Annotated in this window: 18 protein-coding genes; 8 read left to right on the top strand and 10 right to left on the bottom strand. The window is 37.5% G+C overall.

Annotated features, from left to right (window positions below; genetic code table 11):
- Positions 1-4 precede the first annotated feature (4 nt).
- Positions 5-2653 (bottom strand): T9SS-dependent M36 family metallopeptidase, encoded by a 2649-nt coding sequence (locus CA834_RS02770; protein ID WP_094967126.1) that lies wholly within the window; start codon positions 2651-2653, stop codon positions 5-7.
- Positions 2654-2870: 217 nt separating this feature from the next.
- On the opposite strand from CA834_RS02770, the gene CA834_RS02765 reads away from it, so the two are divergent.
- Positions 2871-4655 (top strand): 1-deoxy-D-xylulose-5-phosphate synthase, encoded by a 1785-nt coding sequence (locus tag CA834_RS02765; RefSeq protein ID WP_094967125.1) that lies wholly within the window; start codon positions 2871-2873, stop codon positions 4653-4655.
- Here the strand turns inward: CA834_RS02765 and CA834_RS14620 are convergent.
- On the bottom strand, positions 4629-4799 hold the full coding sequence (locus tag CA834_RS14620) for a hypothetical protein (RefSeq protein WP_165764742.1): 171 nt from the start codon (positions 4797-4799) through the stop codon (positions 4629-4631). The genes CA834_RS02765 and CA834_RS14620 overlap by 27 nt on opposite strands.
- Positions 4800-4881: 82 nt before the next feature.
- Positions 4882-6222, bottom strand: a complete 1341-nt coding sequence (gene dgt, locus CA834_RS02760) for a dGTP triphosphohydrolase (protein WP_094967124.1) — start codon at positions 6220-6222, stop codon at positions 4882-4884.
- Between the two features lie 225 nt (positions 6223-6447).
- Here dgt and CA834_RS02755 point away from each other — a divergent pair, with 225 nt between their 5' ends.
- The gene (locus CA834_RS02755) at positions 6448-9342 is read left to right on the top strand and encodes a TonB-dependent receptor (RefSeq protein WP_094967123.1); all 2895 of its coding nucleotides are present in this window, start codon (positions 6448-6450) and stop codon (positions 9340-9342) included.
- A 33-nt stretch (positions 9343-9375) separates the two neighbouring features.
- Entirely contained in the window at positions 9376-12183 is a 2808-nt protein-coding gene (locus CA834_RS02750; protein ID WP_206186835.1) for a beta strand repeat-containing protein, read from the top strand.
- A gap of 102 nt (positions 12184-12285) precedes the next feature.
- Here CA834_RS02750 and CA834_RS02745 read toward each other — a convergent pair whose 3' ends face one another.
- Positions 12286-12642, bottom strand: a complete 357-nt coding sequence (locus tag CA834_RS02745; protein WP_094967122.1) for a toxin-antitoxin system YwqK family antitoxin — start codon at positions 12640-12642, stop codon at positions 12286-12288.
- Between the two features lie 285 nt (positions 12643-12927).
- On the opposite strand from CA834_RS02745, the gene CA834_RS02740 reads away from it, so the two are divergent.
- The gene (locus CA834_RS02740; protein ID WP_094967121.1) at positions 12928-15210 is read left to right on the top strand and encodes an inorganic phosphate transporter; all 2283 of its coding nucleotides are present in this window, start codon (positions 12928-12930) and stop codon (positions 15208-15210) included.
- Between the two features lie 318 nt (positions 15211-15528).
- Positions 15529-16380 (top strand): OmpA/MotB family protein, encoded by an 852-nt coding sequence (locus CA834_RS02735; RefSeq protein ID WP_094967120.1) that lies wholly within the window; start codon positions 15529-15531, stop codon positions 16378-16380.
- 275 nt (positions 16381-16655) lie between these two features.
- On the opposite strand, the gene CA834_RS02730 is transcribed toward CA834_RS02735, so the two are convergent.
- From CA834_RS02730 to CA834_RS02715, 4 genes are all read right to left on the bottom strand, one after another.
- The gene (locus CA834_RS02730) at positions 16656-18419 is read right to left on the bottom strand and encodes a Na/Pi cotransporter family protein (protein WP_094967119.1); all 1764 of its coding nucleotides are present in this window, start codon (positions 18417-18419) and stop codon (positions 16656-16658) included.
- Positions 18420-18616: 197 nt separating this feature from the next.
- Complete coding sequence (locus tag CA834_RS02725) at positions 18617-21088, bottom strand: ribonucleoside-diphosphate reductase subunit alpha (protein ID WP_094967118.1); 2472 nt, start codon at positions 21086-21088, stop codon at positions 18617-18619.
- A 196-nt stretch (positions 21089-21284) separates the two neighbouring features.
- Positions 21285-22265: a ribonucleotide-diphosphate reductase subunit beta gene (locus tag CA834_RS02720; protein WP_094967117.1), complete on the bottom strand. Its 981-nt coding sequence runs from the start codon at positions 22263-22265 to the stop codon at positions 21285-21287.
- 357 nt (positions 22266-22622) lie between these two features.
- Positions 22623-23192 carry a DUF3109 family protein gene (locus tag CA834_RS02715; RefSeq protein WP_094967116.1) on the bottom strand — a complete coding sequence of 190 codons (570 nt, stop codon included), beginning with the start codon at positions 23190-23192 and terminating at the stop codon, positions 22623-22625.
- 90 nt (positions 23193-23282) lie between these two features.
- On the opposite strand from CA834_RS02715, the gene CA834_RS02710 reads away from it, so the two are divergent.
- From CA834_RS02710 to CA834_RS02700, 3 genes are all read left to right on the top strand, one after another.
- Positions 23283-23864 (top strand): MarC family protein, encoded by a 582-nt coding sequence (locus tag CA834_RS02710; protein WP_094967115.1) that lies wholly within the window; start codon positions 23283-23285, stop codon positions 23862-23864.
- Positions 23865-23978: 114 nt separating this feature from the next.
- Positions 23979-24182, top strand: a complete 204-nt coding sequence (locus CA834_RS02705) for a hypothetical protein (RefSeq protein ID WP_094967114.1) — start codon at positions 23979-23981, stop codon at positions 24180-24182.
- Positions 24179-24790, top strand: coding sequence for an FAD-dependent oxidoreductase (locus CA834_RS02700; RefSeq protein ID WP_094967113.1), 612 nt, complete (start codon positions 24179-24181; stop codon positions 24788-24790). Before CA834_RS02705 ends, CA834_RS02700 begins: the two co-directional genes overlap by 4 nt.
- Here CA834_RS02700 and CA834_RS02695 read toward each other — a convergent pair.
- On the bottom strand, positions 24780-26387 hold the full coding sequence (locus CA834_RS02695; RefSeq protein ID WP_094967112.1) for a S41 family peptidase: 1608 nt from the start codon (positions 26385-26387) through the stop codon (positions 24780-24782). The two genes, CA834_RS02700 and CA834_RS02695, sit on opposite strands and share 11 nt — an antisense overlap.
- Positions 26387-26818, bottom strand: a complete 432-nt coding sequence (locus tag CA834_RS02690; RefSeq protein ID WP_094967111.1) for a deoxycytidylate deaminase — start codon at positions 26816-26818, stop codon at positions 26387-26389. The genes CA834_RS02695 and CA834_RS02690 overlap by 1 nt, the downstream gene beginning before the upstream one ends.
- Positions 26819-26848 lie beyond the last annotated feature (30 nt).

Here is a 26848-nt window from a genome sequence, read left to right as displayed (position 1 = left end):
GCATCTAGTTCTTGATTATCTTTTCGTTATACTCTACCGTATCGCCCTTAATATTTAAGATATATAATCCAGGCCTCAAGCTTGATGTATTGATTGAAATTGTGTTAAATAATTCACCCTGGCTTCTGTACACTATCCTACCATTTATATCTATTAAGGTTATAAACACCTCACCAAAATTGTCATTTGACGTTATCTGTAATTCTGTTTTAGTTGGGTTAGGATATACACGTAAAGACCCGTTTGTAAATTCCTCGGCACTTAGGCTTGAACAATTAGCTAATGACGGGTCATCAGATGGCGGTAAAGAAAAATCTTCTACTTGATCAGCCCTGTCCAAAGATGAGCCTTGTACTGCATTAAACCCTAGACCTCTTGCTGCAAAAACTTCCCAAATCATACATTGATCTACACCTCCGGTTGTGGCTAAATCTGCTGCTAATAAAGCATCCCTACCATCAATAAACCCAGGCTGACATGGCTGTAGTTTTAAACCATCAATTACCAATTGCATGATACGGTTGTTACCTCCTGTACCATTATAAAGGTCTGGGTCAAAACCATATTTATCAATATAAGCCCAAGTTAGATCCCATAGAGCGGTCGCCCAAACAAAACCTATACCGTGCGGTTGGGATAAGAAATTTGAATCTTCGTAAGTCGCCGGGTTGACTCCAAAATCAGTGCTATAACGTGCAGGTCTTATACCTTGACCCGTTGTTGGTTGGCTTATGGCAAAAGTACCGACACCTCTTCCATTTTCTGGTACATCTGATGAAGTCATAGTCATAACCAAGCCAAACCAATCAGACCATCCTTCTCCCATTTGTTCATCATTATTCAAACAATTAACTGCACTTGGTCCACCTGTTAGTCTGTTAGAAATACCGTGACCATATTCATGTGCAATAATAACATTATCAAAATTACTATCCACGAAGCTAGAGGTGTCTGGTCCGAAAATTTCAATGTTTAGATTTTCTCCATTTTGCAAAGCTAAAATTATTGACTCCCCTAAAGTTTGACTTACCATAATCGATGGAATAGTTACAGAATTACCAACTGCACCCGCTCCCATTACAATTGGAGAGTCAGGTACATTATTTACAACTATTGCGCCTATAGCTCCTGCATTTTCGGCAGCCAATACCTTAAACCCAAATTCGCATGAACCACGTCTTATAATTGCAATACGATTATTTAAAGATGAAGGGTTATTCAGTTCGTTACAAAAATCTAGCTCATCACCATCAGTGTCTGTTACCAATTGTAAAGCTCCGCTGATTGAACTTGAGGATGACAGCTCCTCCCCAAAAGCAGCAGCGACCCCACTGTAGGTACCCGCTAAACTACCGTTAATAATGTTTAGCTGGCTTGCAGCACCCCCTGCAGTAGACCAAAGAAACATTTGCATCCTAGGATTTAATCCATCCGGTGGTGTTCCAAAATTAGCATTATTCAAACCGCTACCATCCTGTCCATCGGCTACAACAAAATCATTCCCGAAGCCAAAACCGGTATAATTTGTAGCTTGGAAATTTCCTGACCGTTCATTAAAACCATAGTTAAACCAAATATCATGCATCATATTATTCATGTAGAATAAATTAGTGATAGCTGCCTCTTGATAATCAATGGGTGATAAACTAAAATCTAATGAAAAATCAAAATTTAAGGCTTCGCCCCCATCGGGAGAAAAACCGATTGTACCAGTTTCGTTGAGTCCATCCGTATCCTCCTTAGCTAAAACATTATTACCTCTTGTAATTGTGAATTCAGCCCCAACGTTGCCATCAGTATCATGCCACCCGAAAGGGGATGCCACTGGATTTGCAGGATTGTTTACGATTTGCCTATTACCGTGATTAGGGCTTTCAACAGGTATAGGAAACACGTTATATGAAGATCCATCAACCATCAATGAAGACTGGTAATTAACCTCTTTAAAAAAATCAAAAGAAGCTCTACCGTCTTGGCTATGTGCTAGGTGCTCCTCAACTTTTTCAAATTTACAGGTTAAAATCATATCATCGAATTCTATAATCTCACCGGTAATAGCATCAACTCTTATGCTCCACCAATTAGAATTATCAAACTTGTAAATTTTTAGGTCCCATGCTAACTTAAGTTCATTACCTACACTGACATAAACAAGTTCTACTGGTATATTTTGGGAAGAGATGCCAGAATTTGTAAACGTATAATGATAGCCACTAGCCTCTATTAAATCTAAGCCTTGGATTACTCCTAACTCAAATTCTACAGCTGCCTTTAGAATAGCCCCCTGTGGCGTGTATATTGGTGAGGTCGCATTAACCTTATCGTTAAGGTTATTTTTAAATCTATTCCCATAATAAAAGACCTTTCCCTCTTTTATAGCAACAGATGAAATAGCATTGTAAATTCTCTTACCTTGATAAGCTTGGTTTAGGTAAACGTGAGTAAGTCCGGTACTTTCGGAATCATATTGGTTATTTACATATAAATCGGATATGTCCCCATCTTCAAAATTGTACCTTATCTTGCTGTCATTTAGGTAATTAGTCAGCAAGTTGTTGTACTCACTGTTCTGCAGCGTTATTTGCGCATTTATAGAAAGCGTTAGGGCAAATACAATTAATGATGTGATTACATAGCGTAGTTTCTGTTTCATAGCAAAGGATTTGTAGGCTAATTTTACTTAATTAAACTTTAGCTTTTTTTGTAAAAGTAGTGAATCATTGATTATTTTTAAAAAACCATAAAGACAATTTGAATATACTGCAGTAGTTTTCATCAATCATTATCTATTTCCAAATACTGAAGATACCGTGACCCATTATTCAATATTTGTATGCCCTAAGTTCAGAGTTATCTCGTATTTTTAGGACGTGAAAAACGGATTACTAAGTCATATAAATTCGCCTCAAGATTTGAGGAATTTAAAGCATGACGACCTTATTGAACTTGCTAAGGAGCTAAGACACTTTATTATTGATGTCGTCGCTACAAAAGAAGGGCATCTTGGAGCAAGTTTAGGTGTTGTAGAATTGACTATTGCCTTGCATTATGTCTTTAACACTCCAAAAGATTTATTAGTCTGGGATGTTGGTCACCAAGCTTATGGCCATAAAATACTCACTGGCCGAAGAGATGTTTTTTCAACCAATCGGCAACTCGGTGGAATAAGTGGGTTTCCTAAACGAGATGAAAGTGAATATGATACCTTTGGTGTAGGACATTCATCGACATCTATTTCAGCAGCCTTGGGCATGGCCATTGTTTCAAAACTTAAGGGAGACATAAAACATCATATTGCAGTCATTGGAGATGCCTCCATTGCAAGTGGGATGGCATTTGAAGGTATGAATCATGCTGGTGTGGCCAATGCTAATTTACTTGTTATTTTAAACGATAATGCTATAGGTATTGACCCTAGCGTAGGCGCTTTAAAGCAATACCTTACCAATGTAAAAAACGGTACTCAAAAAAGAGAAAATATATTTGAAGCACTTAATTTTAATTATTCAGGACCAATTGACGGACACGATTTGCCCAAGTTAATTTCTGAATTAAAGCGCTTAAAGTCTGTAGATGGCCCCAAACTCCTACATGTTATTACAACTAAAGGAAAGGGTTTAAAATCGGCTGAGGATAATCAAGTTACCTATCACGCCCCAGGAAAATTTAATGCAGCAACAGGTGAATTAGCTCCAAAAAACAATCAAGATTTACCACCAAAATATCAAGATGTTTTTGGTGAAACCATTGTAGAGTTAGCCCTTCAAAATGAACGTATAATTGGTATAACACCTGCTATGCCAACAGGTAGCTCATTAAAGTACATGATGGAAACCATACCCGATAGAGCATTTGATGTTGGCATTGCGGAGCAGCATGCCGTTACCCTTGCTGCCGGTATGGCAACCCAGGGATTCATTCCGTTTTGTAATATCTATTCTACATTTCTTCAGCGAGCCTATGATCAGGTTATCCATGATGTAGCACTGCAAAACCTCCCTGTCATTTTTTGTCTTGATAGAGCAGGATTGGTGGGACAAGATGGTGCGACCCATCACGGGGTATTTGATTTAGCTTATCTAAACTGCATTCCTAATTTGGTCATATTTGCGCCAAAAGATGCTATAGCATTGAGAAATATGATGTACACAGCACAGTTAGGTATAGATTTTCCATTGGCCATTAGGTATCCTAGAGGCAGAGGACATGTATTTAACTGGAAGGAACCCTTTTCCACCATTAAAATCGGCAAAGGCCAGTGCTTAAAAGACGGGCGACGTATTGCCGTTATATCCATAGGTACAATAGGTAATACGGTGAGCGATGCTATTGCTTTGTCTGACTTAAAAGATGATATTGGCCATTACGATATCCAATTTCTAAAACCCTTGGATGAGGAACTATTGCATACGCTTTTTAGTAAATACGAAGTCATAATGACTATTGAAGATGGCACGGTCATGGGTGGATTGGGAAGCAGTATCTTAAATTTCGCAAATAAAAATAACTACCAAAAACATATTGCTGTTCATGGTATTAAAGATGAATTCATCGGACAGGGCACCATCGATGAGCTTAAAAAACTTCTAGATTTAGACGCTATCTCAATACAAACGAGGATTGAAGAACTAATCTTCTTCCTCGATCACCGCTAAATCGGTCTGATCTTTTTGATCATCTACCTGCGAGGTTATGACTTCTGTCTTTTCATTCTTCTGACTCGAAATATCGTCAATCATCAATAGACAGGCTAAAACAACAAAAAAGATAACCATTCCTCCTAGTATATTATTTCTCATAAGTAGGTAATTTTGAGGCTTAATATGTTTCTAAAGTAAAGTAATATCTCGATTAAAACCAAAATTATTCGATGAAATACATCTAGAATATGGCTCCTCTGAGTTTTTGATGCAACAATTTGGCGTTAGTGTCGGACAATTTCGAAACAAATAAACAAATATTTATGAGATTATTATATAGTGAATCTTGATTCAGTTTAACAGTCTCTGGAAGATGTTTGCGCATTAATTTGTCATAGCTAGACAATTCATTGTCGAAGGTATTATATGCCAAACTACAAAACACCTTCAGCAAATTGTTTAAGATTTCATAACCAGCAATTTCCTTATTTACGACCTCTTTGGAGTTGTAAATATTCTTGACACTTATAGAAATGATATCGGCAATCTGAGCTTTATACTGACTCACATCTAGCAAAGCCGTGCCAAAAGCACCATTTAATATATCTTCTTCATGTGTCATAAATATTTGGGCCGCCTCATCGATTAGCGTTCCTATGGCCAAAGCCCTCAAATAACTAATACGATCTTCCTTGGTCTTTAACGCATTGTAATTACTTGTTTTGATGCGGCCCCTTACCAAGTTTATGAGGTACTCCAAGGCATAATCTTCCTCTATAAGTCCTAGATTAATACCATCTTCAAAATCAATTATTGTATAGCAAATATCATCTGCAGCTTCTACTAAATACGTCAAAGGATGTCTTTGAAAACTAAGATCAGAGGCGCTTCTAGCTGTTAGCCCTAATTCTTTTGCGATATCTTGGAACATCTCTTTTTCGGACTGAAAAAACCCATATTTTTTGTCTGCAATATGCTTAGTCGGTTTTTTAGGAAGAGATTCCTTAGGGTATTTCATAAAGGCGCCAAGGGTTGCATAACTTAAGCGTAAGCCTCCAATCCGGCCGTCTCTGCTTTCAGTTAAAATTTTAAAGCCGTTGGCATTACCTTCAAAATCGCATAAATCCTGATACTGTTTTTCCGTTAGTTGGGGTCTAAAGTTTGCGCCTTCGCCAACTTTAAAATAAGAGCCAATAGCCTTTTCTCCCGAATGCCCAAATGGTGGATTCCCTATATCATGTGCTAAAGCAGCGGCTGCTACGATAGCACCAAAATCGTTCATGGTATACCCATGTACACTACTTAGGTGTGGATGTTTTTGCAATAAAAGCTGCCCAACCTTTCTACCCAAGGACCTTCCTACAACGCTTACTTCCAAACTATGGGTTAACCGTGTATGTACAAAATCTGTTTTAGATAAGGGAACGACTTGGGTCTTATCCTGAAGGCTTCTAAACTCTGATGAAAAAATGATACGATCATAATCGACTTCAAAACCCAAACGCGTCTCATCTTGTTCTTTTCTCAGTCGTTTATGCCTATCTCCAAAGCGTTTTAGTGACAATAATTGCTCCCAATTCATACTAAAAATATTAGACCGTGCAAGATAGATAAAATGGTATACAATACCTTATAAAAATGAATGCCCATAGTACAGCTCCAATGTTATCTTATTGTTTCCTTAATATCACGTCATTTTAATATTGCGCTAACATTCCACTAACCTTTTCATCACAAATGTTTAATTCATGATTAACCTTAGAACAGGTTAATCACAGTTACTTTGCAACATTAATTTAATAAATAAATGAAACGCATAATCCTATTAATTTTTTGTTTTTCAAGTATATTATGTTCTGCACAACAAACAGGTTCTATAGTTGGCCTTTTAACAGATAAAGAATTTAATAACGAACCGCTTCCTTTTGTCAATATATTAATAAAAGGAACAACTACAGGAACAACATCCGATGTTGACGGTCTGTATGAATTCAACGAATTAAGTCCAGGAGTCTATACTCTAGTTTTTAGTTTTGTAGGCTACGAAACCCTTGAAATCAAAGCTGAAGTGGTGGCTGGTAAGGTTACTACAGTAAATGTTCCAATGGGAGCGAGCTCGGCAAGTCTTGATGAAATTGTAATTACAACATCTACGCGAAAAGAAAGTGAAGCTGCGCTTTTACTTGATCAAAAAAAGGCTGTTGAGATAAAGGAAAGTATTGGAGCTATTGAACTCGCTAAATTAGGTGTTAGTGATGCTTCAGCAGCAACAGCAAAAATATCTGGGGTTTCCAAATCAGAAGGTTCAGGTCAAATTTACGTGAGAGGTTTGGGAGATAGATATCTTACTACAACAGTGAATGGTCTTCCTATACCATCAGACAACATAGACAAAAAGAATATAAATCTTGAGCTTTTTCCTACAAGATTTATTAGTAGTGTATCTATTAGTAAAACTTTTTCACCATACAACTCCACCGATCAGTCGTCTGGTAATATAAACATAACTTCGAAAAACATCACCTCTCGCAAAGACTTTGGTATAAGTCTGTCAAGCGGTCTCAATACAAATGCGGTGTTTGTAACGGATAATTTTGCAGCAACAGCTCTAAATGATGATTTGAGCTTTGGCATATTCTCCAGACCTTACAATAACAGTAATTTAGTTAATGGTTTGACTGACCAAGGCTGGAATACTGTCGGTATAGAAAATCCCGTAAACTATTCATTTGGATTTAATGCTGGTGGTTTTTTAGATGAAGAAGGAAAGTTTAGACTTTCGTTCGCTGGAGGCCAAAGTGTGGACAACGAATACCGTGAAGGTTTATTCAGATTTTTCGATAGAGGAATTACCGGAAGTTTATTACCGATTACAGGTGGTGCTAGGGATTTTGTGCCTGATGGCGATAACAGATATTGGCAAAGAACAGTCAATACTAATGCCCTTCTTGTTGGACAATATAGAATAAACCAAAATAACGAGCTTAAGTTCAATGCTTTTGGTATTAATAAGGTATTAGAAGAAGTCTATGAAGGTGGCCGGGGTGGCGAGGCTATCTTTTTTGATGAATTAACGCCAAATTCCATAGCTGGTAATCAATTTGTTAGGGATCAAAACATCAAGAACACGTTTTTGTCTACCATACAATTAATCGGTGATCATAAATTGGGTACTAAAAATGAATTAGATTGGGCTTTAGGGTATAATCGCTTGGCGGCAGATGAGCCCAACCGTATTAGAAATGAATTGAATTTTAGAAACGTTGATGGTGTACCTCAAGACGAAAGACCAATAGAATTAGGTAATACAGGGGGGTTTCAGCAAAGAAAAAGCTCTCAAGAAATTTTAGACCAAGAATTTAACGGTAGGATAAAAGATGACTTCAGCTTAAAAGTTGATGAAGATGAGAATGATATTTATAAGTTAAGTTTTGGTGGTGACGGAAGATATAAACAAAGAGACTTCAGATCTACTTTTGTAGGATTTGAAGAAGGCGGACCTATTGGGTCGTTTAATCCGGTATCAATTGATGATTTAAGTTCTGCTTTCACCCAGCAAAATGTTGACAATGGAAATTTGTTAATCAACGTTCAACCAGATGATTTTTACGATGCCGAATTAACATCTTATGCGGGATTCGTTGATTTTGTAGGTGTATTTGGCAATTTAACTGCGGAGGTAGGTTTAAGATATCAAAGCGATAGGATTTTTGTTGATTACGATGTAAATAATGCACCTGGTGGACGTGAGGGTGAAACAGAATTGACATACAACAACATCTATCCTTCATTAAATTTAAAATACGATCTCAACGATAAAATGGCGTTAAGGCTTTCCGGTAGTTTAAGCCAAACACTTCCCGAGTTTAAAGAGATTGCTCCTTTTGAATACGTATCTCCTGAAGGTTTAATTGAAGCGGGTAATAGACTTATTGAACGTTCGACCAATACTAATATAGATTTAAAATATGAATTCTTTCCTTCTAATGATGAGCTCATTTCTGTAACCGCTTATTACAAGAATATAGATAACGCGATAAACAGATCGCTTCGTGTGGGCGGTGGTGACGTATTTTCTTTTTATAATACTGGTGACGCTCGCATATTTGGAATTGAATTGGAAGGGAAAGTTTTTTTAATCAAAAAGCGTGACTCGTTACCAAATCTTAAACTTTCTGGAAATGTGTCTTACATAGACCATAAGCAGGATTTAAAAGATGCTTCTGAAGGTTTAAACGTTAATGGTTCGCCACGAACATTTCAATATGGCGGTAATGACGAAATAGGACTTGAAGGAGCATCAGACTGGACTACAAATTTAGCATTGACCTTAGATACAGGTAATAAATATCCTTTTGAGTTCACTCTAGCAGGTAATTACGCATCCGATCGCATTTACGCAATTGGCTCTCCAATATTTCAAGGTGAAGATCCAAATAGTCCAGGGAACAATCTGGAAGACTTCAATTTTAACGGTGAAATTATCGAAAAGGGGTTTGTCGTTCTTGATTTCATAGTTAATAAAAGCATTAATAAACATATCAGTTTAGGTTTGAGAGGAAGGAACCTATTGAATCCAGAAATCGAACGATATCAAAATGTAGCATCTGATTTTGGTAACTCTTCTGCGACCCAAGAGGAGACTGTACTATCCTATAAAAGAGGAGTAAATATTAGTTTAAACTTATCCTATAAATTTTAATCAATGTTGAACATATTATCTAAATTTTAAACAATGAAAACAATTAACATCAATTTTATTTTTACAATGATTCTGTCATTAGCTATATTATCGTGTAACAACGATGATGATGGAGGAGGAGGACCACCAAGTCAAGGTCTGGATGGAATTATAACAGCAGACTTGACACTCGATCCTAATATTACTTACAACCTCTCTGGAGATGTAAGAGTGGCAGATGGAGTAACTTTAACCATTCCAGCAGGAACAGAAATAGTATCTGCAGTTGGAACTGGAAACTATCTGGCTGTTCTACAAGGGGGAATGATAGACATCCAAGGAACGCCTTCTAATCCAGTGGTCATGAGATCTTCAAGTGGCAACGCCGGATCATGGGGTGGACTTTTATTATGTGGTAATGCCCCAACAACTGCTGGAACAAACGTCACAGCAGAAGTAGGTGGTTTGGTTTACGGAGGAACAAATGCAAGTGATGACTCTGGTAGCATAAACTACTTAATCATAAGAGATGCTGGTGCACAAATCAATGCCGATTCTCAGTACAACGGTTTATCATTATATGCAGTTGGCTCTGGAACTTCAATCACTAACGTAGCTATCATTAATGGTGCTGATGACGGAGTTGAGTTCTTTGGAGGTACTGTTAATGCAAGTAATATCTATTTAGAAAATAACGAAGACGATGCAGTAGATTGGACAGAAGGCTGGAATGGTACTTTATCTGACACCTATGTGGTTAATACAATTCAAGGATTTTCTACTGCCATTGAAGCTGATGGTACAGCAAGTAACCCTACAATTGAAAACTTTACCGCCATTTCTTCTACTGGTGGTTTAGCTATTCAGATGAAAGCAGCTTCTACCGCTACAATCAACGGATTTACTGCAACAGGTTTTGATCTTCTTTTTGAATTTGCAGGAACTTCTACAGCTGCAGAATTGTTAATAGACGGTGCCGCTGCAGATACTGCAGAGGATGCAGTTTATGCAAGTTCGCCAACTAATGCGAGTGATTTCGCATGGGCAACTGATGCCTTTGACAGCAATCAATTACCTGGGAATATCACTGCCGATGTTACTTTAAATCCTTCTGTGGAATACACAATCAGTGGACCTGTATTAGTAAATTCAGGAGTTACATTAACAATTCCTGCTGGAACTCAAATCGTTTCTGAATCTGGAACTGCAAATTACTTAGCTGTTTTACAAGGAGGTTCTATAGAAATTGAAGGTACTATTGACAATCCAGTAGAAATGCGTTCTGTTGATGGAAATCCATGGGGTGGTTTACTTGTATGTGGTAACGCTTCTACAACGGCAGGAACAAATGTAACTGCTGAAGTTGGTGGTCTGGTTTACGGTGGTAACAATGACACTGAATCTTCTGGTAGCATAGATTACCTTATTTTAAGAAATACTGGTGCTCAAATCAACGCGGATTCTCAATTTAATGGATTATCACTTTATGCAGTTGGATCGGGAACTTCGATTAGTAACGTTGCTGTAATTTCTGGTGCTGACGACGGTATCGAATTTTTTGGTGGAACTGTAAGTGTAACTAATTTCTACGCTGAAAACATAGAAGACGATGCCATTGATTGGACTGAAGGTTGGAATGGTACTATGAATACGGCTTATATTGTTAACACTATTCAAGGGTTCTCAACCGCTATCGAAGCAGATGGTACTGCTAGTAACCCAACGTTGAATAACCTAACTGCTATTTCTTCTACAGGTGGTTTAGCAATCCAAATGAAAGCCGCGTCTACCGCTACAATAAATGGATTCACGGCAACTGGTTTTGATCTTTTATTCGAGTTTGCTGGGACTTCTACTCCTGCTGAACTAGTAATAGATGGTGCAGCTGCAGATACAGCAAACGATGCAGTTTATTCGTCATCTCCAACAAATGCAAGTAACTTTGCTTGGGCAACTGGCGATCTTGTATCAGATCAATTGCCAGCTAACATCACTTCAAATTTAACTTTGGATCCTAGCGTTATATACACAATCAGCGGTCCTGTATTAGTAAACTCTGGTGCAACCTTAACAATACCTGCTGGAACAGAGATCGTTTCTGCTTCAGGAACTGCAAACTATTTAGCTGTATTACAAGGTGGTTCTATTGACATTCAAGGTTCGATGATGAATCCAGTAGAGATGCGCTCTGATGATGGTAACCCATGGGGTGGTCTTTTAATCTGTGGAAATTCTACAACAACAGCCGGTGAAAATGTGACCGCTGAAGTTGGTGGATTAGTTTATGGAGGAAATAGTCCTACTGAATCTTCAGGTAACATCGACTACCTAATCCTAAGAAATACTGGAGCTCAAATCAACGCTGATTCTCAGTTTAACGGTTTATCGCTTTACGCTGTAGGTTCTGGGACAACAATAGACAACGTTGCCGTCATCGACGGTGCTGATGACGGTATAGAATTCTTTGGTGGAACTGTTAGTGTTACTAATTTCTACGCTGAGAATATTGAAGACGATTCAGTAGACTGGACTGAAGGCTGGAATGGAACATTAGCGAATACTTTTGTTAAGCAAACGATTACTGGTTTCTCCACTTCTATTGAAGCGGATGGTACAGCCAGTAACCCAACATTAACAAACTTTACTGCAATTTCGTCAACAGGTGGATTAGCAATTCAAATGAAAGCGGCGTCTACTGCCACAATCAACGGTTTGACGCTTACTGGGTATGCACTTCAGTTTGAGTTTGCTGGAACTTCAACTGCCGCAGAATTAGTAATAGATGGAGCAGCTGCCAATGAAGCCACAACCTACGATTCTTCTACCACTTTAGAAGCTGACTTTGGTTGGATTGATAACTAAAAGCATCTAAAAGAGTTTAGGCTTATTTATAAAAAACCCGCTTGGAAATCCAAGCGGGTTTTTTTATTTCAACCAAATTAATCAGAGTGACATCATTTAATTTCAATTAGAAGCTATTATTGTTTTACTATTGGTCCACTCATTAACAGAGGCAATTTGATTATTACTATAGTCCACCTCTTTTAAAGTATCCTTAGTCCAATAAAACCACTTGCCTACTTTCTTTCCATTATCATACTTGGCGGAAACCAGTTTATTCCCTTGTTGGCAATAGGTAAACCATTCTCCATGTAATTTGCCTTCCTTCGTATAATAACCGGTTTGACTTATTGTACCATTATCATGGTAATACACCACTTCTATTAAATCCTTGTCAGTATTTAGACTTAGGTCTCTTTCTTTCTGAGCATATACAAATCCTACACACAGCATAACGATTATAACAACTGCTTTTTTCATGTTCATCTGGGCTTTAATTAATAATTACATTACAAACATAACATATATTTTACTTTTAAACAACATTTAGGTAACATTAATTTAACATTGAGAACGTTATATACTGACTTTCAGTATATTACTATTTATAACCATAATAATATCTTGGTATATTGGCTAAGCGACTCTAAAAATAAATTATAAGAACTTTTTTCATTTCAACATAACCAAAGAACATAACATTCCGATAACATAACGTTCAAATTAAAAGAAGAAATTTGCAATTACTTTTAGCTTCGCTCTCATATGGAGAATCTTTATATCTACATGCTTGGTGCATTGGCTTTTTTAGCCGTTGCAGATTTGGTTGTTGGTGTTAGCAACGATGCTGTTAACTTTTTAAATTCAGCTATCGGCTCTAAGGCCGTTCCATTTAAAACTATTATGATTGTGGCTAGCCTAGGAGTTGCTGTTGGCGCACTGACTTCTAGTGGTATGATGGAGGTAGCACGAAAAGGCATCTTTAATCCTGGGGAGTTTATGTTCAACGAGATCATGATTATTTTCATGGCCGTTATGCTTACGGATATTCTTCTCCTTGACTTTTTTAATACGCTTGGCCTTCCAACCTCTACTACCGTATCTATTGTCTTTGAATTGTTAGGGGCCTCGGTTGCAATGGCAGCCATAAAAATTTACATGGATGAAGGCCAGAATATTACGGATTTAACCAATTATATTAACAATTCTAAGGCTATTGAAATTATTTTAGGCATCCTTTTGTCTGTGGTAGTAGCATTTACCATTGGAGCTATTGTTCAATATGTTTCAAGATTATTATTGTCGTTTAAGTTTCAAGACAAACCGATTTGGTATGGCTCTATTTTCAGTGGCTTTGCAATAACGTCGATAATGTACTTTATCATCATTAAAGGATTGAAAAATGCAACATTTATCGACGATTCTATATTATCCTTTCTAAATGATCACCCCATTTATTTCATCGAAGTCAGTTTCGTCATTTTTGCGTTAATTTCTTTTTTAGCTGTTAAACTTTTGAATGCTAAAATTTATACCATTATCATAGTTGTTGGTACCTTTGCACTTGCCGTAGCCTTTGCTGGTAACGATTTAGTGAACTTTATCGGCGTTCCTATCGCTGCTTACAACTCTTATGAGGTGTGGTCTAACAGTGGTGTAGAAGCATCAAACTTTGTAATGACCGCTCTAGGTGAGCCCGTTCAAACAGAACCTATCTTGCTTCTGATTGCCGGATTAGTTATGGTTTTGACTTTGTGGTTTTCCAGCAAAGCAAGAGCTGTTGTAAAAACCTCCGTTGATTTAGCGCGACAGGATGACGGTAAAGAACGTTTTGAGCCCAATTTTCTATCTAGAAATATTGTGAGATTATCCATTGGGTTGTCTGCTAGTCTGAATACCATTTTGCCAAGTGCCTATAAAGACTGGGCCAACCGACAGTTCACACAACCTCAGTTGATAGTAAAGCCCCAAGACGCGCCCGCCTTTGATTTAGTTAGAGCCGCGGTAAACTTAATGGTGGCGAGCGTTCTGATTTCAATTGCTACATCAATGAAATTACCTCTTTCCACTACATATGTTACCTTTATGGTCACCATGGGAACCTCCTTAGCAGATCGGGCTTGGGGTACTGAAAGTGCCGTGTACAGGGTAGCTGGAGTACTCAATGTTATTGGTGGGTGGTTCTTTACAGCCTTCAGCGCATTTACAGCCGCTCTAGTAATGGCCTATATACTCTTTTACGGTGAGGCCTATGCCTTGTTTGGTCTGTTTGCTTTTGCCTTGGTCATGATTTCTAAAAACTACTTGACACATCGAAAAAATAACAAGGTCTTAAAGGAGGAGGATAAATTAGAAAAAGCAGAAAGCAGTTCTACACAAGGTGTGATTCATGAAAGTGCTTCTAATATTGCTAACGTTGTAAAGCGCGGTAACAGAATTTATTCTAATGCCATTAATGGTTTGGCCACGCAAAACCTTTCTGTCCTAAAAAAGAATAAAAAACAAGTCGAAAAACTTTCAGCTGAGGTAGATGACCTTAGAGATAATATTTTCTACTTCATAAAAAACCTTGATGAGCCCAGTTTATCTGCAAGTAATTTTTATCTCGACATTCTGAATTACCTTCAGGATATGGCACAATCTCTCGAATACATTTCCAAGGTCAGTCTCAAGTATGTAAACAATAACCATAAAAAGCTAAAATTTAGTCAAATTAAGGAGCTCAAGGACCTTGACCAACACCTAGAAACACTGTTCATTGCAACACAATCTGCCTTTGAATCCCGTTCATTTGAAGAAATAGGTGCAATTCTACAAGACAAATCAGAAATATTTAATTTGGTTAGGAATAAAATAGCCATGCAGGTTGAGCGCACAAGAAATGAGGATTCAAGTCCTAAAAACACAACGCTTTATTTTAGCCTACTATTAGAAACCAAAGACCTTTTGAAAGCTACCATGAATTTACTCGAAGAATACTTCAGTGCTCATGATAGCACGGTTGAACCTGCCAAGGTCATTACCGACAATACCAAAAAGAAATCCTAGTATCCTTAGGATATCGACAAATTGTGCAACCAATAGTTCATTGTTTGGTTAGAGTTAATATTGGCCATTGATACAGCATTTGCGGTAGTTACATTTGGCAAAGGCAATAAATCGTAAAACGTTCTACTTTCGCACTGAAATCATCTTCAGTCCCTAATACATTATTATGCTGCAGGGAGTACACCTTACATTATCTGGAATTATAACCTCAGGCAATACAACTCAAAAACTTAAACGAATTTATTTGTAATTCAACGTCTAAAACTTAGCTTTCACCGTATATGTTAGTGAACCGATTAATTAAACTGAAAAAAAATCATGAAAAAAATTTCAATTCTTTTATTGACAGCCATTATTTTTAGTTCTTGTGTGTCTAAGAAAAAATATATGGCCTTAGAACAAGAAAATGGTGAAATTAAAAGCCAACTAACCAAAACCCAAGTAGAAAAGGAAGAGCTAGAAAACAAATTTGCTGTTATTGAAGCCAGAGTTAATGAGTATAACTCAAAAATTCAATCCCTAAATGAAGATGTTGAAGGCCTTACCATAGAAAACCAAGCTAAATTTGAAGTCAATGAAGACGGCACTGTCATTTCTGGAGCTAGTAAGGAAAAGATGATGGCCACACTACAAAACGTTGACCAAGAAAAATTGGCAAATGCCAAGACCTTAAAAGATTCTATGAACCTAGCTGTTCAATATAACTTGAGCAAAGCTATGGACACTAGTGATTTAGATGAGGATGAGGATATGGTTGTTGATATTAACGAAACCGTTGTGATGATTTCCATAGCAGATGATATGCTATTTAATACTGCTAGTTATAGAGTAGGTAATAAAGCCGATAAAATCTTAAAGAAACTAGCCGATGTTATCAATTCTGAGCCAAGTTTAGATGTTATGGTAGAAGGACATACTGATTCTAGAAGTATCAATACGGAGAAAATACAAGATAACTGGGATTTGAGTGTCTTGCGTGCTACGTCTGTAGTTAGGAAACTGCAAAACCAATTCAATGTTGCCCCAGAGCAATTAATTGCTTCTGGACGCAGTAGTTACCAACCTTTAGTTGAGAACGACTCTAGAGCAAACCGTGCTAAAAACCGTAGAACGCGAATTATTTTAATGCCAAATATTGACAAGTTTTTCGCTTTAATGGAAGAAAAATAATTCAGTAAGCTATCTTAACAAGATAAAAAAAGCATCCTCCCGTAAATTCGGAATTGGATGCTTTTTTATTTTAATTCTATCCTAGCCGTTAGACGTTAATAAATATATTGGTAGATTGTTGAAAATCAATTAGCAACATACAGTAATAAATATATTTTATTATCTAAACATGCGTATATCGGGGGAATCACAATACTAAGTATAGTCTTGGTTTTTAAATTAGTCTAATATGACGTGTAATACCGATTCTTTAGCCCACGAAGCCAAGGCATAAACTATACGTTCTGAGTCTCTAGTAAGGTGTCTTTTTTACCGTATAACAATTCCGCAACTTCAATCAGTTTTTTATTGATTTCATTTACATTCGTGTTATCGTTAAATAAAGAAGATGCCATTTCAGCATTGATTAAATCCTTTCTGATTAATCGATCTATAGACTTATTGCTATATCTAATGTTTTCTTTAGCTTCCTTTTTTAGTTGGGCCAACTTTTTAGCATAGATTTCAGAATCTTCCGCCTTTCTGAATAAGTATATAATACGTAGTACTTTCGTAACTTTCTTTCTAAATCCATCATATTCCTGTACTACGTACTTATTATCTTGGTTTAGGGACAAGTTGATATTCTTGTTTAACTCCTTGGCGTGGTTTATAATTTCAATCATTCTGCGATTGGCAATTTTAATATCTAAAATGGTATTTATTTGCCTCGCATTAAGCTTTAAATCCTTTTCAGCCGTAGTGGCATATTTTATAATTTCACCGTAGATGTGTTTTACTTTTTTATAATACATCTCTTCAATATTTATATTGAAGCCTCGATGTGATTTTTTAACAATATCCTTAATTTTTTCATCAGACTTTATATCCATTCTATGAATATTTAAGGCATGCGCCACAATTTCAAAGATGGCATTTTTATATAAGTATTTTGATTCATTCATCAATGCGGAAATAACAGAACCAGGAAACTTTAATACCGCTGCATTAAGGTATTTTGGCTCATCGATATCCTTATCTTTTTGCTCTTTAAAGAACTTGAGCAAAATACGCTCAATGGTTTTAATTAACGGAATCATTATAATGACGCCTAAGACATTGAAAATGGTATGAAACACCGCCAATTTTAAGGTGTAGTTAGTCGCTGCAATATCCACCAATTCAGATATTCGATCAACCAAATTCGCTAGAGGATAGATTAGAGCCAAGGCCACAATCCCTGTGATTATATTGAAGATAAAATGGGCTCCTGCTAGTCGTCTTCCAGCAACGTTAGAGCCCAAAGAACCTAAAACCGCAGTTATCGTTGTGCCAACATTTGCCCCAATGGCGAGGGCTAAGGCATTTTCGTATTCTATTTGGCCCGCAGATAAAGCCGTTAAGATAAGCGCTAGTGTCGCACTGCTAGATTGTAATATTGTAGTGATGATTATACCTAAACCCGTATAAATAATTACACCTAAAAATCCCGAAACCGCGTATTGGGATAAGTCTATATAGGTTTTGAAGACGTCAAAACCTTCCTTCATATAGTGTATACCGAGGAAGAAAAATCCTAGTCCAGCTAGTACATTTCCTAAACCTTTAAGAGATAATTTTTTTTGAAGGGAAAAAATAATTCCAAAAATTAGCATGGGCATTGCCAGTGCTGCTATTTTTATTTTTAAGCCAAAGGCTGCAACCAACCACGTTGTAGCCGTAGTACCAATATTGGCTCCAAAAACTAAACCGATACCTCCAGACAATGAGATGAGTCCTGCGCTTATAAAAGAAATCGCTATAACAGTCACCAATGAACTAGACTGAATAATAGCTGTCACGAAGGCTCCTGCTGTGATACTTTTATATAATTTATTCGTTGTCTTTTTTAAGATCTTTTGAAGCGGTCCCTTTGTAAATGACTTAAAGCCTTCTTCAAGTAAAACCATACCAAATAGTAAAATAGCGATTCCTGCAGCTATGGTCTTAAAGTTGGGATAGGCATAAAGTGACGCCGCTAGCGCCCCTAATAACCCTATAAAGACTGACTTTTTAATCATGGTTAATACTAATGGCCATTTTGTTTGTGTTGCTTCAACGTTAAGTTAATGTAAACTTATTATAAACACAAAACGATTGCCAAAAAATTACCCCCATTTAAAACATGTAACCGAACCCCTGCTTATTATAAGCAAAAAAGCATCTCTGAAAAGAGATGCTTTTTACCACTTTAAGCAATTTTGTTAATAGCAATTTCTTATGATCCACACATTAAGCAATCATCCCCTTCCGCCTCTTTAGCTTGTGCGATTAAGGCTTTCATTTCTTCAGCCGTTAAGGGCTCAACGTCTGTTGTTTTTTCTACAAATTTTGCGGCTGTTTTGGCTGCTTTTTGTTTTTGTTTTGCCACCACGGTTTCCTGTGAAATTTCAACAGCTTCAGCAACAGGTTCTTCTTTTTTCTTGTTGGTCAAGGTAAACTTAATGGCATCTACCGCACTCTTTGTGCGTAAGTAATACATTCCGGTCTTTAAGCCACTCTTCCAAGCATAAAAGTGCATGGATGTCAATTTCGCCATCGTGGCGCCTTCCATAAACAAGTTAAGCGACTGTGACTGATCAATAAAATAACCTCGTTGACGCGACATGTCTATTATGTCTTTCATACTTAACTCCCAAACGGTTTTATAAAGTTCTTTGATATCATCTGGAATAACATCTATCCCTTGAATTGATCCATTAGCTCTCATGATATCTTGCTTCACGCCATCATCCCACAAGCCCAATTCTACCAAATCCTCTAATAAGTGTTTATTCACCACAATAAATTCACCAGACAATACACGACGTGTGTATATGTTTGACGTATAAGGTTCAAAACATTCGTTATTTCCTAAGATTTGAGACGTACTTGCTGTAGGCATTGGTGCAACCAACAAGGAATTACGCACACCGTGTTTTAAAACTTGCTTGCGTAATTTTCCCCAATCCCAGCGTCCGCTTAATTCTTCATCTTTAATATTCCAAAGATTGTGCTGAAATTCTCCTTTACTTATTGGAGAGCCTTCATAAGTCTGGTACGCACCATCTATTTTGGCCTCTTCCATGGAAGCTGTGACAGCCGCGTAATACAAAGTTTCAAAAATATCTTGATTTAATGTCTTGGCTTCGTCACTTGTAAAAGGCATACGCAATTTAATGAACGTATCCGCTAAGCCTTGCACACCCAAACCGATTGGTCTATGGCGGAAGTTTGAATTTTCAGCCTCTTTTACCGGGTAATAATTTCTATCGATAACGCGGTTGAGATTCTTCGTAACCCGCTTAGTAATCTTAAAAAGCTCCTTATGGTCAAACTCCCCATTTTTAATAAACATAGGTAAAGCGATAGACGCTAAATTACATACCGCCACCTCATCTGGAGAGGTATATTCTAAAATCTCGGTACACAAATTAGACGACTTAATTGTCCCTAGGTTTTGTTGATTGGATTTGCGGTTAGCAGCATCCTTGTACAGCATGTAAGGTGTTCCTGTTTCTATTTGGGATTCTAGAATTTTTTCCCATAATTCTCTGGCCTTTATAGTTTTACGGCCCTTGCCTTCTGCCTCATATTTGGTGTATAGCTCTTCAAACGCTTCACTATGCGTATCTGCTAAACCAGGGCATTCATTAGGACACATTAAGGTCCACTCTCCATCTTCCTGTACGCGTTTCATAAACAAATCAGAAATCCACATCGCGTAGAACAAATCGCGCGCGCGCATCTCTTCCTTACCATGATTTTTCTTTAAATCAAGAAAATCAAAAATATCGGCATGCCATGTTTCTAAATAAATGGCAAAACTGCCTTTACGCTTTCCACCACCTTGATCTACATATCGTGCTGTATCGTTGAACACACGAAGCATGGGTACAATTCCGTTTGAGGTGCCGTTTGTACCTGAGATATAACTTCCCGTTGCCCTGATGTTGTGGATAGACAAACCTATACCACCAGCAGATTGTGAAATCTTAGCCGTTTGTTTTAAGGTGTCGTAAATTCCATCGATGCTATCATCCTTCATGGTTAACAAAAAGCAGGAAGACATCTGTGGTTTTGGCGTTCCTGAGTTAAACAGTGTTGGTGTGGCATGAGTAAAGTACTTTTTTGACATTAACTCATACGTTTCCAAAACTGAATCCAAATCATCTAAGTGAATACCAACAGAGACACGCATTAACATATGTTGTGGACGCTCAGCAATTTTGCCATTTAGTTTCAATAAGTAGGAGCGTTCTAGAGTTTTAAACCCAAAATAATCATACCCGAAGTCACGATTATAAATAATGGCAGAATCTAATTTATCTTTATTTTCTGAAATGATTTTGTAAACCTCATCAGACAGTAGTGGTGCTTTTTTTCCGGTTCTTGGATTAACGTATGTGTATAAATCCTCCATGACTTCACTGAAGGATTTTTTGGTGTTTTTATGTAAGTTAGAAACCGAAATACGCGCTGCTAATTTTGCATAATCTGGATGGCTAGTAGTCATGGTTGCAGCAATCTCTGCAGCCAAATTATCAAGCTCACTTGTTGTTACGCCATCGTACAAGCCTTCAATGACTCGCATAGCAACCTTTACTGGATCAACTAATTCGTTTAATCCGTAACACAATTTTCTCACTCTAGCAGTGATTTTGTCGAACATCATCGGTTCTTTCCGGCCGTCTCTTTTAATTACATACATACGTTATTTAATTTATTTGCCCTCTGAATACACCAATTCAGCTAGCGGTTAGTTAGTTTTAGCAAGGTCCACCACACAAACATGGACAGACACCCACCTAGGTTAGATTAATTAATTTATTAGAACTCTGCCCCAATGTTAGATTGAGACAGAATAGGCATTGAATTTTTTGGCCTTTTGGAAAGACCTAACCCAATTAAAAGTCAGCGTCGAAAGTAAATTTATCTTTCTCCTCCTCCTTGTTTAGCACTCCTGCTTTTTGATATTCTGAAACGCGTTTCTCAAAGAAATTAGTTTTTCCTTGTAGCGAAATCATATCCATAAAATCAAAAGGATTTGCTGTATTGTAAACTTTGTCGCATTCCAACTCACTTAGTAATCTATCGGTGACAAACTCCAAGTATTGAGACATCAATTTAGCATTCATCCCTATTAAGCTTACGGGTAAAGACTCTGTTATAAATTCACGCTCAATATCTAAAGCGTCAATAATAATCTCCTTAATACGTTCTTTCGGAACCTTATTTACCAAATGCTTATTATGTAAATGCACCGCAAAATCGCAATGAACGCCCTCATCTCTTGAGATTAACTCATTAGAAAAGGTAAGGCCTGGCATTAAACCTCTTTTCTTTAACCAGAAAATAGAACAAAATGCACCTGAGAAAAAGATACCCTCAACAGCAGCGAAGGCAATTAGACGCTCTGCAAAACTTGGTGATTCAATCCATTTTAATGCCCAATCGGCTTTTTTCTTAATAGCTGGAAAATTTTCTAGGGCGTTGAATAATTTGTCTTTTTCAACCTCATCCTTAACATAGGTGTCAATGAGTAAAGAATAGGTTTCACTGTGGATGTTCTCCATCATTATTTGAAAACCATAAAAGAATTTAGCTTCACTGTACTGTACTTCATTAACGAAGTTCTCTGCTAGATTCTCATTTACGATTCCATCACTTGCGGCAAAAAAGGCTAAAATATGTTTAATGAAGTAGCGTTCGTCGTCATTTAATTTTGAAGACCAATCCGATAAATCTTGATGTAAATCTATTTCTTCCGCGGTCCAAAAACTCGCTTCTGATTTTTTATACCATTCCCAGAGGTCATGGTGTTGAATTGGAAAGATTACAAAACGATCCTTGTTTTCTGCTAAAATTGGCTCTACTGCTTGCGACATTTTCTTTTACTTTTTTATGACTATTAAACATTGATTTTTTGGAGCGATTTGGGACTGACAAAGATTTAAAAATGTAAAGGATAATGAAAGACAATCTTATAAACATTGTCAACAAGTTTTTAACAAAGCCAAAACAAGGACACCCATGAGGTCTTTAAAAAATATTTGTTTTAACTAACTGATATTCTGTGTTTTATGTAATTTTAGGGAGAATTATTTTTGTAGGAATACCACTATTAAATTTACCAAGACCTAGCGTTTTTATAGGTGCTTTGGGAAGCCCCAAACCTATGGCCTAAACCAACTGTGAATTGATGGTGAACATAATAAGGCAAGAAAATTTTTTTTATCCAAAAATTATTTGTTCAAGTACTGTTTTGCCACCTGTTCTAATTGTTTATACCAATCTTCACCAAATTTCCTAATGAGGGCGTCCTTTACAAATCTATAAATTGGCACTTGCAGTTCCTTGCCTAGGGAGCACGCGTCATCACAAACCTCCCACTTATCATAATTAATGGCCGAAAACTCAGAATAATCCTTAACTCTAATGGGATACAAATGACAAGACACTGGTTTTCTAAAGGCAATCTTACCGTCATTATAAGCCTTTTCTATACCGCACAAGGCCATATTGTTTTCCATTATAACATAGGCACAATCTGCCCCATCAATCAATGGCGTTTCCAATTCGCCAAAATCAGAAGTGACATGCGTTCCTTGGTCCTCAATGGCTGAAATCCCTTCCTTTCTGAGATATGGTTTTACTTTTGGGTAGATGTCTTCAAGTATTTTTATCTCATCGCTATCCAAGGGGGCACCTGCATCGCCCTCAACGCAGCAAGCGCCTTTGCATGCCGACAAATTACAAACAAAATCCTTCTGGATTATGTCTTCCGAAACCAGGGTTTTACCAAGTTGAAACATATCGCAAAAATAGTTAAAGTTTACAGTTATTTAATATTGAATATCTGCAATTAAATCGCACCTTTGCGGCAAATTTTAAAAAGGCTTGCAATGCAACTGAATTTTAAGGAAATATTTACAGCGTTCATGGTGCTGTTTGCAGTAATAGATATTGTTGGCAACATTCCGATTATTATAGATTTGCGAAAGAAAGTAGGTCATATTCAAAGTGAAAAAGCTTCAATTATAGCCGGTCTTATCATGATTATGTTCCTGTTTTTGGGGAAAAGCATCCTCAGCCTTATTGGTGTTGATGTTAATTCCTTTGCTGTGGCAGGTGCCTTCGTTATTTTTTTTATAGCTATTGAAATGGTTTTGGGCATAACCTTGTACAAAGATGACGACCACAACGCCATTACTGCATCCGTGTTTCCCTTGGCTTTTCCACTTATTGCTGGACCTGGAAGTTTAACTACCCTACTCTCCTTGCGTGCTGAATTTGCCATTGAAAACATAATAGTGGCTGTAATTAGTAATGTGGTGGTTATTTACATCGTACTAAAAACCTCAGCCAAAATTGAGCGTGTTATTGGTGCAAATGGCATTAAGATTATTAGGAAAGTATTCGGAGTGATCTTATTGGCTATTGCAGTTAAATTATTCGCACATAATATTAAGGCCTTATTCCTTTAATGGAATCTATTTCATAAAGCCGTTTACAACCTTTATCTTTGCAAAAGAAAGTGCGATGGATTCTACATGTTGAATACCCACAGAGCTTAATTAGTAACCTTGAATTGATATACCATGAAAATAGCCACTCTTATTTTAAACATTTTAGCTGTAATCTTAATTATATTCAATGCCACAAAACTTGACTTCAATGCCCTTTTAACGGGGGAAAGTTTCTCGGCTGTTCTATCTATTATCGCTGGTCTATGTGCCATTATCTTATTGCAAACCCTAAGACTATCTAAAAAGATTGAGGCTCTTCAAAAGAAGCGTAAATGAATTTTGATGCTTTGATCATAGGTGGTGGTGCGGCAGGTATGTCTTGTGCGCTTGTTTTGGGTTCTGCCCTAGATAAGGCCTATGCATACAATAAAAAAATAGGTCTGATAGCCCATCAAAAATCATCACACTTACAGAATGCCCTATTCAATAATGTTCTAGGTCTTGAGCCCGGTACCTTAGGTAAAGATTTATTGGAAAAGGGAAAACAGCAGCTTAAGGACTTATATCCTAAGGTTTCACAAATTGAAAAAGAGAAGGTTAAATCAATCTTGCCAGCTACCGAAGGTTACATTGTTGAAACCAACAAGCAGCAATACCAAACAAAAGTTGTCGTTATTGCCGTTGGGTATACCAACCTTATGACGATTAAAGGACTAGATGCATTCATTGAGGCCCATCCAAGGGCAGCGGAAGAAAAGAATAGGATTTGGTTAAAAAACCACGATCACAAAATAAAGGAAGGCTTATATGTTGCAGGTACGCTAGCAGGGTGGCGAAGTCAGTTTGCCATAGCCTGTGGCAGTGGCGCTCAAGTGGCAACGGATATTCTCACTATGTGGAATAACGGCAAGCACACCAAGGTACACGATAAAGTTATTGCCTAAAATTAGGGTATTCAGTACTTAGCAGAATAACCTCCTCGACCATAATATCCTCTTTATTGATGATTTCTTCAAAAGCATTTTCATCAAATAGCTGACGGCCAAGAGTAGCTTTAATCAATCGACGTATTTCATCATAATAAGCCACAAAACTAAAACTTGTGCCTTCGCGAGTATTCACAAAATCTTGAAAACTCACCACAATATCGTCGCTTACCTTAAAGTTATTAATAAAATCATACTTCGATAAATCGGAATACTGGTCTCTATCCTTATCCAATAGTTCAAAAACAAAGTATCCGAAATGGCCTCTGCGCCTGAGGAAATTCATGGTTTCATTTTCAAAAGCCCTATCCACAGGTACAAAAACATCTGGGATTATGCCTCCGCCACCATACACCACTTTTCCTTTAGGTGTTGTGAACTTTAAAGAATCCTCGACCTCAATGTTATCTTCGTCTGCTAACTCTCCTGTACGTAAGCGTTTGAAATAATCATTGTAATACGATTCGTTATCTCCATTGGTATAAGGCCGTTGTATTGAACGACCCGTAGGTGTGTAATATCGAGACACGGTAAGCCGCACAGCACTGCCATCGCCTAATGCCATTTCTCGCTGTACCAAACCTTTCCCATAGGACCGCCTACCTACAATGATACCTTTATCGTTGTCTTGAAGTGCACCAGCAATAACTTCACTTGCCGAAGCTGAATTTTCATTGATTAGGATATAAAGCTCTCCGTCCTCAAAATCTCCTCTTTTAGTGGCATAAGTTCGCTCTTCATTGCCATTCTTGTCACGTGTAAATAAAATTAACTTATCATCTTCAAGAAACTCATCGGCTATTTGTTCTGCTATCCCCAAGAAACCGCCGGGATTGTCTCTTAAATCCAGGGCTAATTTAGTGGCGCCTTGGTCTTTAAGCTCATCGAGTGCTTCCTTAAATTCCTTAAAGGTAGATTCGGCAAATCTATTCATCTTAATATAACCTAGTTCATCGGTCAACATATAAGATGCTATTATACTTTTTATAGGGATATCCTCGCGGCGCACATCAAACTCTAACAACTGGTCCTCACCCTTTCTATAGACCGTGAGTTTTACACTGGTATTCTTATCACCTTTGAGCTTTTGCCCGATAAGGTCGTTGGTAATGGTGCGCCCAAAAAGGGTGTCCCCATCTGCCATGAGAATACGGTCTCCACTCATTATTCCAGCACGCTCACTTGGACCACCAGCCGTTGGTTTAATTACCGCAATGGTGTCTTTGTATGGATAAAAGTTGATCCCAATACCTACAAAATCACCTTTCATGTTTTCGCTAATGCGTTGCAAATCTTCTTTGGGAATATAGGTAGAATGCGGATCGAGATTGTCTAAAATACCGTTTACGGTGACATCTACTATACTATCTGTATTTACCTCATCAACGTATTCATAGTCTATATAATCAATAAGCCTATTGAGTTTATCCTTTTTGCTGTTAGTTGTAAAAAGACGGTCTGAAGTATCTGTAAAATTTAGTTTACCTCCAATGAAAACACCAGCAGCTATGGCGACTCCAATAATTAAGGGAATGTATTTATTTTTTGTGGTCATTAGGCATTAAGGTCTTTGATTTGGTCTAAGGTTATGCCTGCTTTCTTTAAAAACTGCAAGCCAGAGTCATCCTTATAACCATGATGATAAACCACGCGCACTATACCGGCTTGGTGAATCAACTTACTACACTCCTTGCAGGGTGATAGGGTTATGTATAAGGTTGCACCTCTACAAGATTGGGTCGAGGAGGCCACCTTTAAAATAGCATTGGCCTCTGCATGAAGCACGTACCACTTGGTGTAGCCTTCGTCATCTTCACAATAATTTTCAAATCCAGTAGGTGTGCCATTATAGCCATCGGAAATAATCATCCTGTCCTTTACGATTAGAGCACCAACCTGCTTGCGTTTGCAATGGGATAATTTACCCCATTCATTGGCAATTCTCAAATAGGCCTTGTCATATCGTAATTGTTTCTTTTCTGGCATTAAAAATTTATTTGTAGAAACGTATTCCCT

It is taken from the genome of Winogradskyella aurantia (assembly GCF_002266855.1).
Lineage (GTDB): Bacteria > Bacteroidota > Bacteroidia > Flavobacteriales > Flavobacteriaceae > Winogradskyella > Winogradskyella aurantia.
This window is presented reverse-complemented; position numbering and strand designations above follow the sequence as displayed.